The sequence below is a fragment of the Pseudomonas sp. PIC25 genome (assembly GCF_002286785.1).
Lineage (GTDB): Bacteria > Pseudomonadota > Gammaproteobacteria > Pseudomonadales > Pseudomonadaceae > Pseudomonas_M.
Genome location: NZ_MUJY01000181.1, coordinates 1 through 13,804, shown reverse-complemented (window position 1 = coordinate 13,804; position 13,804 = coordinate 1). Strand labels below are relative to the sequence as shown.

General features: G+C 64.7%; 11 protein-coding genes and 2 tRNA genes. All 13 read left to right on the top strand.

Going from position 1 to position 13,804, the window contains the following annotated elements; all coding sequences use genetic code 11:
* Nucleotides 1-116 precede the first annotated feature (116 nt).
* The 13 genes from BZL41_RS23850 (at nucleotide 117) to BZL41_RS23790 (ending at nucleotide 13,798) form a co-directional block, all read left to right on the top strand.
* On the top strand, nucleotides 117-1,337 hold the full coding sequence (locus BZL41_RS23850; protein ID WP_095601557.1) for an aspartate aminotransferase family protein: 1,221 nt from the start codon (nucleotides 117-119) through the stop codon (nucleotides 1,335-1,337).
* A 184-nt stretch (nucleotides 1,338-1,521) separates the two neighbouring features.
* Nucleotides 1,522-2,538, top strand: a complete 1,017-nt coding sequence (aruF, locus tag BZL41_RS23845) for an arginine/ornithine succinyltransferase subunit alpha (protein WP_095601556.1) — start codon at nucleotides 1,522-1,524, stop codon at nucleotides 2,536-2,538.
* Nucleotides 2,539-2,608: 70 nt separating this feature from the next.
* Nucleotides 2,609-3,634: an arginine N-succinyltransferase gene (astA, locus tag BZL41_RS23840; RefSeq protein WP_095601555.1), complete on the top strand. Its 1,026-nt coding sequence runs from the start codon at nucleotides 2,609-2,611 to the stop codon at nucleotides 3,632-3,634.
* Nucleotides 3,635-3,642: 8 nt separating this feature from the next.
* Entirely contained in the window at nucleotides 3,643-5,109 is a 1,467-nt protein-coding gene (gene astD / locus BZL41_RS23835; RefSeq protein WP_174706203.1) for a succinylglutamate-semialdehyde dehydrogenase, read from the top strand.
* Nucleotides 5,110-6,456, top strand: coding sequence for an N-succinylarginine dihydrolase (gene astB / locus BZL41_RS23830; RefSeq protein ID WP_095601553.1), 1,347 nt, complete (start codon nucleotides 5,110-5,112; stop codon nucleotides 6,454-6,456).
* 75 nt (nucleotides 6,457-6,531) lie between these two features.
* Nucleotides 6,532-6,813: a topoisomerase II gene (locus BZL41_RS23825; RefSeq protein WP_095601552.1), complete on the top strand. Its 282-nt coding sequence runs from the start codon at nucleotides 6,532-6,534 to the stop codon at nucleotides 6,811-6,813.
* A gap of 75 nt (nucleotides 6,814-6,888) precedes the next feature.
* Nucleotides 6,889-7,890, top strand: coding sequence for a succinylglutamate desuccinylase (gene astE, locus BZL41_RS23820; protein ID WP_095601551.1), 1,002 nt, complete (start codon nucleotides 6,889-6,891; stop codon nucleotides 7,888-7,890).
* 100 nt (nucleotides 7,891-7,990) lie between these two features.
* Nucleotides 7,991-8,992 carry a low-specificity L-threonine aldolase gene (ltaE, locus tag BZL41_RS23815; RefSeq protein WP_095601550.1) on the top strand — a complete coding sequence of 334 codons (1,002 nt, stop codon included), beginning with the start codon at nucleotides 7,991-7,993 and terminating at the stop codon, nucleotides 8,990-8,992.
* Between the two features lie 145 nt (nucleotides 8,993-9,137).
* On the top strand, nucleotides 9,138-11,762 hold the full coding sequence (alaS, locus tag BZL41_RS23810; RefSeq protein WP_095601549.1) for an alanine--tRNA ligase: 2,625 nt from the start codon (nucleotides 9,138-9,140) through the stop codon (nucleotides 11,760-11,762).
* A 100-nt stretch (nucleotides 11,763-11,862) separates the two neighbouring features.
* Nucleotides 11,863-13,098 carry an aspartate kinase gene (locus BZL41_RS23805; protein ID WP_084339111.1) on the top strand — a complete coding sequence of 412 codons (1,236 nt, stop codon included), beginning with the start codon at nucleotides 11,863-11,865 and terminating at the stop codon, nucleotides 13,096-13,098.
* 180 nt (nucleotides 13,099-13,278) lie between these two features.
* Nucleotides 13,279-13,464, top strand: a complete 186-nt coding sequence (gene csrA, locus BZL41_RS23800; RefSeq protein ID WP_084339110.1) for a carbon storage regulator CsrA — start codon at nucleotides 13,279-13,281, stop codon at nucleotides 13,462-13,464.
* Nucleotides 13,465-13,526: 62 nt separating this feature from the next.
* Nucleotides 13,527-13,617: transfer RNA gene (locus BZL41_RS23795), tRNA-Ser, on the top strand.
* 104 nt (nucleotides 13,618-13,721) lie between these two features.
* A tRNA-Arg gene (locus BZL41_RS23790) sits at nucleotides 13,722-13,798 on the top strand.
* Nucleotides 13,799-13,804: the final 6 nt, after the last annotated feature.

Sequence of the window (13,804 nt, the reverse complement as noted above, 5' to 3'; positions counted from 1 at the left end):
CTTCGGGATTTATCGGGTTTCGGCTGTAAGAAGTTGTCGCATGTCGGCAATGCCGACCCGGAATCAGTCCCTACAATCCATTCATCACTCGCCCCTATCCAGGCAGGAGAACTTCGATGTCCGCTGAACATGCGCCGGTAGCACGCGCCGATTTCGACCAGGTGATGGTCCCCAACTATGCCCCCGCCGCTTTTATTCCGGTGCGAGGCCAGGGTTCCCGAGTCTGGGATCAGAACGGACGCGAGCTGATCGATTTCGCCGGCGGCATCGCAGTGAATGTCCTCGGTCATTGCCACCCGGCCCTGGTCGGCGCTCTGACCGAGCAGGCCAACACGCTGTGGCACGTCTCCAACGTATTCACCAACGAGCCGGCCTTGCGCCTGGCCCACAAGCTGGTCGACGCCACCTTTGCCGAGCGCGTGTTCTTCTGCAACTCCGGCGCCGAGGCCAACGAGGCCGCGTTCAAGCTGGCCCGCCGCTACGCCCATGACGTGTTCGGGCCGGAAAAGTGCGAGATCATCGCCGCCACCAACAGCTTCCACGGTCGCACCCTGTTCACCGTCAGCGTCGGTGGCCAACCGAAGTACTCCGATGGGTTCGGGCCGAAGATCCAGGGCATCACCCATGTGCCCTATAACGATCTGGAGGCGCTGAAGGCTGCCATTTCCGATAAGACTTGCGCCGTCGTGCTCGAGCCCATTCAGGGCGAGGGTGGCGTGCTGCCGGCCGACCAGGCCTACCTCGAAGGCGCGCGCAAGCTCTGCGACGAGCACAAGGCACTGCTGATCTTCGACGAAGTGCAGACCGGCATGGGCCGCACCGGCGAGCTGTTCGCCTACATGCACTACGGCGTGGTGCCGGACATCCTCTCCAGCGCCAAGAGCCTGGGCGGCGGTTTCCCCATCGGCGCCATCCTGACCAAGACCGACATCGCCGCGCATTTCGCCGTCGGCACCCATGGCACCACCTACGGCGGCAACCCGCTGGCCTGTGCGGTGGGCGAGGCGGTGATCGATGTGGTCAACACCCGCGAAGTGCTCGACGGGGTCAAGGCCAAGCATGACCGCTTCAAGACCCGCCTCGAGCAGATCGGCCGCGAATATGGCCTGTTCAGCCAGGTGCGTGGTCTCGGCCTGCTGATCGGCTGCGTGCTGACCGATGCCTGGAAGGGCAAGGCCAAGGACGTACTGAACGCCGCCGAAAAAGAGGCGCTGATGGTGCTCCAGGCCAGCCCGGACGTGGTGCGCTTCGCTCCCAGTCTGGTAGTCGAGGACGCCGACATCGACGAAGGCCTGGCGCGTTTCGAACGAGCAGTCGCCAATCTGACCCGGGGCTGAGGCCCCATCCCTCCGGGCCGTGCCGCTGGTACGGCCTACGCTTGAAAGAGCGAACGCGGCACAGGGCAGTGCCGCGATCCATCCAGGGATGACCGTTTCCAGTGCTGCCGTGGCCCGGGGCCATGGCCTTCTCTGAGCGCTTCGCCGAAGCCTCGGAGCTTTTCTTGAAAGAAGGAGTGACACCATGCTGGTGATGCGCCCCGCGCAAATGGCCGATCTGGCCGAGGTTCAGCGTCTGGCCGCGGACAGTCCGGTCGGTGTCACTTCGTTGCCGGACGATACCGAGCGCCTGCGCGACAAGATCGCCGCCTCGGAAGCCTCCTTCGCCGCGGAAGTCAGCTTCAATGGCGAGGAGAGCTACTTCTTCGTCCTCGAGGACAGCGAGAGCGGCCGTCTGGCGGGCTGCTCCGGCATCGTCGCCTCGGCCGGCTACTCCGAGCCGTTCTACAGCTTCCGCAACGAGACCTTCGTGCATGCCGCGCGTGAGCTGAAGATCCACAACAAGATCCACGTTCTGTCGCTCTGCCACGACCTCACCGGCAACAGCTTGCTCACCAGTTTCTACGTGGAGCCGCCGCTGGTCGGCACCACCGCCTCCGAGCTGAATTCCCGTGGCCGCCTGCTGTTCCTCGCCAACCACCCGGAGCGCTTCGCCGATGCGGTGGTGGTGGAGATCGTCGGCTACAGCGACGAGCACGGTGACTCGCCGTTCTGGGACGCTGTCGGACGCAACTTCTTCGACATCAACTACGCCGAGGCCGAACGCCTGTGCGGCCTGAAGAGCCGCACCTTCCTCGCCGAGCTGATGCCGCATTACCCGATCTACGTGCCGCTGCTGCCGGATGCCGCCCAGGAAGCCATGGGCCAGGTGCATCCGCGGGCACAGATCACCTTCGACATCCTGATGCGCGAAGGCTTCGAGACCGATCACTACATCGACATCTTCGATGGCGGCCCGACCCTGCATGCGCGCACCTCGGGCATCCGTTCCATCGCCCAGAGCCGCGTGGTGCCGGTACGTGTCGGCGAGCCGGGGAAGGGCGGGCGTCCCTATCTGGTCGCCAACGGCCAATTGCAGGATTACCGCGCGATCGTCGCCGAACTGGACTGGGTGCCCGGCAAGCCGGTGACCCTCTCGGCCGAAGCGGCCGAAGCGCTGGGTGTCGGCGAAGGCTCCAGCGTGCGCCTGGTCGCGGTTTGAATTGAAGCGGCGAGCCGCAGCCTTCGGGCACCGGCTCGCGCGTGAAGCCTATAGCTGATCCGGAGGATCTATGATCGTTCGTCCCGTACGCAGTGCCGATCTGCCGGCGCTGATCGACTTGGCGCGCAGCACCGGCGCCGGTCTCACCACCCTGCCGGCCAACGAGGAGCGCCTCGCGCACCGGGTCGGTTGGGCGGAGAAGGCGTTCCGCGGCGAGGCCGAGCGTGCCGATGCGGACTACCTGTTCGTTCTCGAGGACGATGACGGTCGGGTGCTGGGCATTTCCGCCGTGGCCGGTGCCGTCGGCCTGCGCGAACCCTGGTACAACTACCGCGTCGGCCTGACCGTCAGCGCCTCCCAGGAACTGAATGTGCACCGGCAGATTCCGACGCTGTTCCTGGCCAACGATCTCACCGGCAACTCCGAGCTGTGCTCGCTGTTCCTCCACGCCGACCACCGCACCGGCCTGAACGGGCGTCTGTTGTCGAAAGCGCGCTTCATGTTCATCGCCGAGTTCCCGGAACTGTTCGGCGACAAGATATTCGCCGAGATGCGCGGCGTGTCCGATGCCGACGGCCGTTCGCCGTTCTGGGAAAGCCTCGGCCGGCACTTCTTCAAGATGGAGTTCAGCCAGGCGGACTACCTGACCGGCGTGGGCAACAAGGCGTTCATCGCCGAGCTGATGCCCAAGTTCCCGCTCTATACCTGCTTCCTCTCGGAAGAGGCACGCAACGTCATCGGCCGCGTCCATCCCGACACCGAGCCGGCGCTGGCGATGCTCAAGGCGGAAGGTTTCAGCTACCAGGGCTACGTCGACATCTTCGACGCCGGCCCTGCCATCGAGTGCGAGACCAGCAAGATTCGCGCGGTGCGCGACAGCCTGCCGCTGGTGCTGGCGGTGGGGACGCCGGGCGAGGACGCCACGCCGTTCGTGATCCACAACCGCAAGCGCGAGGAATGCCGCATCACCGCCGCACCGGCGCGGATGGCCGCCGGCACCCTGGTGGTCGATCCGCTGACCGCCAGGCGCCTGCAACTCAGCCCCGGAGCCCAGGTCCGCGCCGTGCCCCTGTCGGCCAAGCCGCTGGCGAACTAAGGAGTCCGATCATGACTACCCATTACATCGCTGGCGCTTGGCAGGCCGGCGAGGGCGACGCCCTCGAATCCCGCAACCCCGTCGGCCAGGCCGTGCTCTGGCAGGGCGCCGACGCCAGCCCCATGCAGGTGGACGCCGCCGTGCAGGCCGCGCGTGCCGCGTTCCCGGCTTGGGCCCGTCGCCCGCTGGAAGAGCGCATCGCGATTCTGGAAACCTTCGCCGCCACCCTCAAGGCGCACGGCGACGAACTGGCCCGCGCCATCGGAGAGGAGACCGGCAAGCCGCTGTGGGAAGCCGCCACCGAAGTGACCAGCATGGTCAACAAGGTCGCCATTTCCATCCAGAGCTACCGCGAGCGCACCGGTGAGAAGTCCGGCCCGCTGGCCGACGCCACCGCCGTGCTGCGACATAAACCGCATGGCGTGGTGGCGGTATTCGGCCCGTATAACTTCCCCGGTCATCTGCCCAACGGGCACATCGTGCCGGCGTTGCTGGCGGGTAATGCCGTGGTGTTCAAGCCCAGCGAGTTGACGCCGAAAGTCGCCGAGCTGACGGTGAAATGCTGGATTGAGGCCGGGATTCCGGCTGGCGTGCTCAACCTCGTGCAGGGGGGCCGCGAGACCGGCATCGCATTGGCCGGACATGCTGGTATCGACGGGTTGTTCTTCACCGGTTCGAGCCGTACCGGCAACCTGTTGCACCAGCAGTTCGCCGGTCGTCCGGACAAGATCCTCGCCCTGGAAATGGGCGGTAATAACCCGCTGATCGTCGATCAGGTCGCCGATGTGGATGCCGCCGTCTACACCATCGTCCAGTCCGCGTTCATTTCTGCCGGCCAGCGCTGCACCTGTGCGCGCCGCCTGCTGGTGCCGCAGGGTGCCTGGGGCGATGCGCTGCTGGCGCGGCTGGTGCAGGTCGCCGGGCAGCTCAAGGTCGGCCGCTTCGATGAGCAGCCGGCGCCCTTCATGGGCTCGGTGGTCTCCCTGCTGGCGGCTCGCCAATTGCTCGAGGCCCAGGCCGCGTTGCTGGCCAAGGGCGCCGTTGCCCTGCTGACGATGACCCAGCTGGAGGCGGATGCTGCCCTGCTGACGCCGGGTATCCTCGATGTCACCGCTGTGGCCGGGCGCCCCGACGAGGAGTTCTTCGGCCCGCTGCTGCAAGTGATCCGCTACACCGACTTCGACGCCGCCATCGCCGAAGCCAACGCGACCCAATACGGTCTCGCCGCCGGCCTGCTGTCCGATTCCCGCGAGCGTTACCAGCAGTTCTGGGTGGAAAGCCGCGCCGGCATCGTCAACTGGAACAAGCAGCTCACCGGTGCCGCCAGCAGTGCGCCCTTCGGCGGGATCGGCGCGTCCGGCAACCACCGTCCGAGCGCCTACTATGCCGCCGATTACTGCGCTTATCCGGTCGCCTCTCTGGAAAGCGAAGCCCTCAGCCTGCCCGCTACCCTGACCCCGGGAGTGAGTTTGTAAATGAAAGCCTATGAAGTGAATTTCGACGGACTGGTCGGCCCTACCCACAACTACGGTGGCCTGTCCTATGGCAACGTAGCGTCGCAGAGCAACAGCCAGGCGGTCTCCAGCCCGAAGGAAGCCGCCCTGCAGGGGTTGGCGAAAATGAAGGCGCTGATGGAGATGGGCTTCAAGCAGGGCGTGCTGGCCCCGCAGGAGCGCCCGGATGTCGCCGCGCTGCGCAGTCTGGGCTTCTCCGGCAGCGATGCCGAGGTGATCCAGAAGGCCGCCAAGGAAGCCATGCCGCTGCTGGCGGCCTGCAGCTCGGCCTCCAGCATGTGGACGGCCAACGCCTGCACGGTCAGCCCGAGTGCCGACACCGCCGACGGCCGCGTGCATTTCACCGCCGCCAACCTGAACTGCAAGTTCCACCGCTCCATCGAGCACCCCACCACCAGCCGTGTGCTCGGCGCCATGTTTGCCGACCCTCGGCACTTCGCCCACCACGCGGCGCTGCCGGCGGTGAGCCAGTTCGGCGACGAAGGGGCGGCCAACCACACCCGCTTCTGCAAGAGCTATGGCGAAGCCGGCGTGGAGTTCTTCGTCTTCGGCCGCAGCGCCTTCGACAGCCGCTTCCCGGCGCCGCAGCGTTACCCGGCGCGGCAGACCCTGGAAGCCTGCCAGGCGGTGGCCCGCCTGCACGGGCTCGACGAGGAGGGCGTGGTCTATGCCCAGCAGAATCCGGCGGTGATCGACCAGGGTGTGTTCCACAATGACGTGATTTCCGTGGGCAACGGCGAAGTGCTGTTCCACCACGAGGATGCCTTCCTCGAGACCGATCGCGTGCTGGCCGAGCTGCACGACAAGCTGGGCCGCCGCGGCGGCCGCTTCCAGGCGGTCTGCGTGCCGCGCGAGGCGGTCGGCGTCGAGGATGCCGTGCAGTCCTACCTGTTCAACAGCCAACTGCTCACCCGTGCCGACGGCAGCATGCTGCTGATCGTGCCCGAGGAGTGCCGCCTCAACGAGCGCGTCTGGCGCTACCTGCAACGCCTGACGGCCGAGGACGGCCCGATCCGCGAGGTGAAGGTCTTCGATCTCAAGCAGAGCATGCAGAACGGCGGTGGCCCGGCCTGCCTACGTTTGCGCGTGGCGCTCAAGGAAAACGAGCTGAACGCGGTGAACCCGGGTGTGATCCTAACTCCCGCGCTGTACGGGGCACTGACCGCCTGGGTCGAGAAGCATTACCGCGATCGTCTCAGCGAAGCTGACCTGGCTGATCCACAATTGCTGGTAGAGTGCAGAACGGCATTGGATGAACTGACGCAGATCCTTAAACTGGGCTCGGTTTATCCCTTCCAGATCGATTGAGCTTCAAGTTCCAGGCGGCAGGCTGCATGCTCGCCCAGGCTTGCAGCTTGTGGCCTATAGCTTGGAGCTGATGTGATGTCCGATACCCTGCAACTGATCCTCGAAGATACCGACGGCACCCAACTGGAAACGTCTTGCACGCGTTTCGCCGTGGTCTGGCAAGGCCGCGAAGTGTGGATTCAGCAGGCCGGCAACGGCCAGTTACTGATCGGCGTGGACGTCGAGGACAGCGACACGGAATACGCCAACCTGCTGTTGCGTCCGCTGGCGACCAACCTGGTCAGCCTGCAATTGGAAATGGAGCCGATCGAGGCGGATGACGAGGAGCATGTGCACGGCCCGGACTGCAATCACTGACCGGCGCCACACAAGGGGCGCTCAGCAGGCGGCCCCACCGCACCAGGATTGATCAATGGCTGTAGAGGTATCCCTATGCTAGCCCTCGGCAAACTGCTTGACCTGACCCTGGCCGGCCGCGAGCCGACCGAGAAGATCCAGTTGACCGCCGAGGGGACGCGCCTGCACTGGCTGACGGAAGGCGCGCTGGAAATCACTCCGCCCGGAGCCGCCGATTGCGGGCTCGACCTGCTGCTCTCCGCCGGCATCCATGGCAACGAAACCGCTCCCATCGAACTGCTGGACCGCCTGGTCCAGGGCGTCGCCCGTGGCGAGCTGAGGCCGCGCGCGCGGATCCTCTTCCTGCTTGGCAACCCCGATGCCATGCGCCGGGGCGAACGCTACGTCGAGCACGACATCAACCGGCTGTTCTGCGGCCGGCACGAGGAAGCCAGCGGTTTCGAGGCGTTGCGTGCCGCCGAGTTGGAGCGTCTGGCAACATCCTTCTTCAGCAAGCCGGGGCGCACCCGCCTGCACTACGACCTGCACACCGCCATTCGCGGTTCGAAGATCGAGCAGTTCGCGCTCTATCCCTACCGCGATGGCCGCGCGCATTCGCAGCGGGAGCTGGCCCGGTTGAAGGCGGCGGGCATCGAGGCGGTGCTGCTGCAGAACAAGACCGGCATAACCTTCAGCTCCTTCACCTACGCCCATCTGGAGGCCGAAGCCTTCACCCTGGAGCTGGGCAAGGCACGGCCCTTCGGGCAGAACGGCATCGTCAAGCTGGACCGTCTCGAAACCCTGCTGGAGCAGCTCATCGAAGGGCGCGAAGCGGAGAGCGAAGAAGAAGGTGGGCTGGACGGCATGCAACTGTTCACCGTGGCCCGGGAAATCATCAAACACAGCGAAGGCTTCCGCCTGCATCTGCCGGATGACATCGAGAACTTCAGCGAGCTGCCGGTGGGCTACCTGTTGGCCGAGGACATCGCTGATACCCGCTGGGTGATCGAGGAGGAGGGCGCACGCATCATCTTCCCCAATCCCAAGGTGAAGAACGGTCTGCGCGCCGGCATTCTGGTGGTGCCCGCGAGTCTCTGAACCGGGCGTCCGCCCGGTTTTTCACCTGTCTGTATCTATCGGCGCGGAGGCGCTCCGGGTAGGGTGTCAAACCTGACACCTTGATCAAGGAGCCTCTCAGATGTCCGTCATCGATCTGCGCAGCGATACCGTCACCCAGCCCACGCCCGGCATGCGCGAAGCGATGCTGCAGGCCGAACTTGGGGACGATGTCTACGGCGAGGACCCCACCGTCAACCGGCTGGAAGCCTACTTGGCCGGACGTCTCGGCTTCGCCGCCGCGCTTTTCGTCCCCACCGGCACCATGAGCAACCTGCTCGGTCTGCTGGCGCACTGCGAGCGGGGCGACGAATACATCGTCGGGCAGCAGGCGCACACCTATAAATATGAAGGCGGTGGCGCTGCCGTGCTCGGCTCGATCCAGCCGCAGCCGGTGGAAATGGAGGCCGACGGCTCGCTCGACCTGGGGCGGGTTGCGGCGGCGATCAAGCCGGACGACTTCCATTTCGCCCGGACCCGCCTGCTGGCGCTGGAAAACACCATGCAGGGCAAGGTGCTGCCGATGTCCTACCTGGCCGCCGCGCGCGATTTCACCCGGCGCCATGGCCTCGCCCTGCATCTGGACGGGGCCCGGTTGTTCAACGCGGCGGTCAAGCTCGGGGTCGATGCCCGGGACATCGCCGGGCACTTCGACTCCGTCTCGGTCTGCTTGTCCAAGGGGTTGGGAGCGCCGGTGGGGTCGGTGCTTTGCGGCTCTTCCGAGCTGATCGGCAAGGCGCGGCGCTGGCGCAAGATGGTCGGCGGCGGCATGCGCCAGGCCGGCGTGCTGGCGGCGGCAGGGCTCTACGCACTGGAGCATCAGGCCGAGCGCCTGGCAGAGGATCACGCCAATGCTGCCCGTCTCGGCGAGGGCTTGCGTGCCCTGGGCTTCGAGGTGGAGCCGGTGCAGACCAATATGGTTTACCTGAATGCCGGCGAGCGGGCCCAGGCGTTCAAGGCGGCGGCCGCCGAGCGGGGAATCTGGCTGATCGCGGCGCCACGTCTTCGCATGGTGACCCACATGGATATATCCGCCTGCGATATCGAGCGGGTGATCGACTTCTTCGCCTCTGTCCGTCGCTGAGGGCGGCGTTGGCGTTCGTCGGGCCCATGAGCCTTTGCTCGTAGTCGGCATCTAACGAACAAAGCACTACCCCGATGGCGCAGGGCCGATATAATGCGGCCCTTTGCCGGCGTTTCCGTGGCCGCTGTTTTCCCTGGATGAAACTATGAAAAGCGCAGAAATCCGTGAAGCCTTCCTCCGCTTCTTCGAAGAGAAGGGGCACACCCGCGTCGCCTCCAGCTCCCTGATTCCGGGCAACGACCCGACCCTGCTGTTCACCAACGCCGGGATGAACCAGTTCAAGGACTGCTTCCTCGGCCTGGAAAAGCGCGCCTACACCCGCGCCGTCAGCAGCCAGAAGTGCGTTCGCGCCGGTGGCAAGCACAACGACCTGGAGAACGTCGGCTATACCGCGCGCCACCACACCTTCTTCGAAATGCTGGGCAACTTCAGCTTCGGTGATTATTTCAAGCGCGATGCCATCACCTACGCCTGGGAATTCCTGACCTCCGAAAAATGGCTGGGCCTGCCCAAGGACAAACTCTGGGTCACCGTCTACGCCAGCGACGACGAGGCCTACGACATCTGGACCAAGGAAGTCGGCGTGCCTCACGAGCGCATGGTGCGCATCGGCGACAACAAGGGCGCCCCCTACGCCTCGGACAACTTCTGGGCGATGGGCGACACCGGCCCCTGCGGCCCGTGCACCGAGATCTTCTATGACCACGGCCCGGATATCTGGGGCGGCCCGCCCGGTTCCCCGGAAGAAGATGGCGACCGCTACATCGAAATCTGGAACAACGTATTCATGCAGTTCAACCGCACGGCCGACGGCGTGATGCACCCGCTGCCGGCGCCAAGCGTGGACACCGGTATGGGACTGGAGCGGATCAGCGCCGTGCTCCAGCACGTGCATTCGAACTACGAGATCGACCTGTTCCAGAATCTGCTCAAGGCTGCGGCTGATGCCATCGGTTGTGCCGAGGAAGGCCAGCCATCGCTGAAGGTGGTGGCCGACCACATCCGCTCCTGCAGCTTCCTCATCGCCGACGGTGTGCTGCCGTCCAACGAGGGCCGCGGCTACGTGCTGCGCCGGATCATCCGTCGCGCCTGCCGCCACGGTAACAAGCTGGGCGCCAAGGGCAGCTTCTTCCACAAGATCGTCGCCGCCCTGGTGGCCGAGATGGGCGAGGCGTTCCCCGAACTGAAGCAACAGCAGGCGCACATCGAGCGCGTGCTGAAAACCGAGGAAGAGCAGTTCGCCAAGACCCTGGAACAGGGCTTGAAGATTCTTGAGCAGGATCTGGCCGAACTGTCGGGTTCGGTCATTCCCGGCAACGTGGTGTTCAAGCTGTACGACACCTACGGTTTCCCGGTCGACCTGACCAACGACATCGCCCGCGAACGCGAGCTGACCCTCGACGAAGAGGGCTTCGAGCGCGAAATGGAGGCCCAGCGCGAGCGCGCCCGTGCCGCCAGCGCCTTCGGCATGGACTACAACGCGCTGGTCAAGGTGGAAGGCGAGACTGTCTTCACCGGCTACCAGGGCACCCAGGGCAGCGGCAAGGTCGTTGCGCTGTTCCGCGACGGCGTGGTCGTCGAGCGCCTGAAAGAAGGTGAGCAGGGCGTCGTGGTCCTCGACCGTACCCCGTTCTACGCCGAGTCCGGCGGCCAGGTAGGCGATTGCGGTTACCTGTCGGCCAATGGCCTGCGCTTCGACGTGCGCGACACCACCAAGGCTGGTAACGCCTTCCTTCATCACGGTGTGCTGGACTGCGGCGTGCTGGAGGTCGGTGCGAGCATCGAAGCCACTGTCGATGCCTCGGTGCGCCAGGCCACCGCGCTCAACCACTCTGCGACCCACCTGCTGCATGCGGCGCTGCGTCAGGTGCTCGGCGAGCATGTGCAGCAGAAAGGCTCGCTGGTGGACAGCCAGCGCTTGCGCTTCGATTTCAGCCACTTCGAGGCGATCAAGCCGGAGCAACTGAAGGCCCTGGAAGACATCGTCAACGCCGAGATTCGCAAGAATTCCGAGGTCGAGACCGAGGAAACCGACATCGACACCGCCAAGGCCAAGGGTGCCATGGCGCTGTTCGGCGAGAAGTACGGCGATCAGGTACGCGTCCTGACCATGGGCGGCGGTTTCTCCGTCGAGCTGTGTGGCGGTACTCACGTCTCCCGCACCGGCGACATCGGCCTCTTCAAGATCACCAGCGAAGGTGGCGTGGCGGCCGGCGTGCGCCGGATCGAAGCAGTTACCGGCGCGGCGGCACTGGCCTACCTGAACAATGCCGAAGAGCAGTTGAAGGAAGCGGCGGCGCTGGTCAAGGGTAGTCGCGAGAACCTGCTGGACAAGCTGGCTAGCGTGCTGGAGCGCAATCGTCAGTTGGAAAAGGAGCTGGAGCAGCTCAAGGCCAAGGCCGCCAGCGCGGCTGGCGACGATCTGGCCGGCTCGGCGATCGAGGTCAAGGGCGTGAACGTCCTGGCCGCACGCCTGGATGGTCTGGACGGCGATGCGCTGCTGGCGCTGGTCGATCAATTGAAGAACAAGCTCGGCCGCGCAGTGATCCTGCTCGGCGGGGCGCTGGAGGGCAAGGTGACACTGGTCGCCGGTGTCACCCAGGACCTGACCGGCCAACTCAAAGCCGGCGATCTGATGAAACAGGCCGCGGCGGCAGTCGGCGGCAAGGGCGGCGGGCGTCCCGACATGGCTCGCGGCGGCGGCAGCGATGCCGCGGCGCTGGACCAGGCGCTGGCGCTGGCCGTGCCCTTCGTCGAACAGGGGCTCTGAGCCTCTCGGCCAAGGCGCCGCCCCACGCCCGGCGGGCCTTGGCAGGTAAGCCGCGTTGAATGTTTAATGGGCGCCCTTTACGGGATTAGGCGGCTTTGAAATGGCTTTGATCGTACAGAAATTTGGGGGCACCTCGGTCGGTAGCGTCGAGCGGATCGAGCAAGTGGCCGAGAAGGTGAAGAAGTTCCACGAGGCGGGCAACGATCTGGTGATCGTGGTCTCCGCCATGAGTGGCGAGACCAACCGCCTGATCGACCTCGCCAAGCAGATCAGCGAACAGCCGGTACCGCGCGAGTTGGACGTAATGGTCTCCACCGGCGAGCAGGTGACCATCGCGCTGCTGGCCATGGCGCTGATCAAACGCGGCGTTCCGGCGATTTCCTACACCGGCAACCAGGTCCGCATCCTGACCGACAGCGCGCACAATAAGGCGCGCATCCTGCAGATCGACGACCAGAAGATCCGCGCCGACCTCAAGGCCGGTCGCGTTGTGGTGGTCGCCGGTTTCCAGGGCGTCGACGAGCACGGCAACATCACTACGCTCGGCCGTGGCGGTTCCGATACTACCGGCGTGGCGCTGGCGGCGGCCCTGAAGGCCGACGAATGCCAGATCTACACCGACGTCGACGGCGTCTACACCACCGATCCGCGCGTGGTGCCGCAGGCCCGTCGCCTGGACAAGATCACCTTCGAGGAAATGCTGGAAATGGCCAGCCTCGGCTCCAAGGTGCTGCAGATCCGTTCGGTGGAGTTCGCCGGCAAGTACAATGTTCCGCTGCGCGTGCTGCACAGCTTCCAGGAGGGTCCGGGCACCCTCATTACCCTTGATGAAGAGGAATCCATGGAACAGCCGATCATTTCCGGCATCGCCTTCAACCGCGACGAAGCCAAGCTGACCATCCGTGGCGTGCCGGATACTCCCGGCGTGGCCTTCAAGATCCTCGGCCCGATCAGCGCCGCGAACATCGAAGTCGACATGATTGTGCAGAACGTCGCGCACGATAACACCACCGACTTCACCTTCACCGTGCACCGTAACGACTACCATAACGCGCTGCAGGTGCTGGAAAGCACCGCCCGCGAGATCGGTGCCCGCGAAGTGGTCGGTGACACCAAGATCGCCAAGGTTTCCATCGTCGGCGTCGGCATGCGCTCCCACGCCGGGGTTGCCAGCCGCATGTTCGAGGCGCTGGCCAAGGAAAGCATCAACATCCAGATGATCTCCACCTCCGAAATCAAGGTGTCCGTGGTGATCGAGGAGAAGTACCTGGAGCTGGCGGTGCGTGCGCTGCATACCGCTTTCGAGCTGGACGCTCCGGCCCGACAGGGCGAGTGAGGCTTTGCCCCGGAAGGCGCGGACGAAACCCGCGCCTTTCGTCTTTTTTGACTGGCCTGGAGGAACTTTCCTTTTATCCGGGCTGGTCAATACTTGGGTGTAGGTCCGGCCGTTCGGCCGAGCGCTGACACCATTTTTCTTTTTGCAGACTGTTGGTCCTGTACCGTGAAGGAGAAAGGAATGCTGATTCTGACTCGCCGGGTCGGAGAGACCCTGATGGTAGGTGATGAGGTGACTGTCACCGTGTTGGGTGTGAAAGGTAATCAGGTGCGCATAGGCGTCAATGCCCCGAAGGAGGTGGCCGTGCACCGTGAAGAGATCTACCAGAGAATCCAGAAAGAGAAAGATCAAGAACCAAGCCACTAATTTTTCTCTAATTTTTGGCTTTGCAAGCGGGGCAAAGATGGGTATGATGCGCCCCGTGTTGCGGAGAGGTGGCCGAGAGGCCGAAGGCGCTCCCCTGCTAAGGGAGTACACCTCAAAAGGGTGTCGGGGGTTCGAATCCCCCCCTCTCCGCCATTGCATTACCTAGGGTGTGATGCAGGTGCTGATCGGTAAGTGATTGAGCTTGTTCGAAAAAGCACTTGATAATCGGATTTCGATCCCTATAATGCGCAGCCCACGCACTCATAGCTCAGCTGGATAGAGTACCCGGCTACGAACCGGGCGGTCGGAGGTTCGAATCCTCCTGAGTGCGCCATATCGA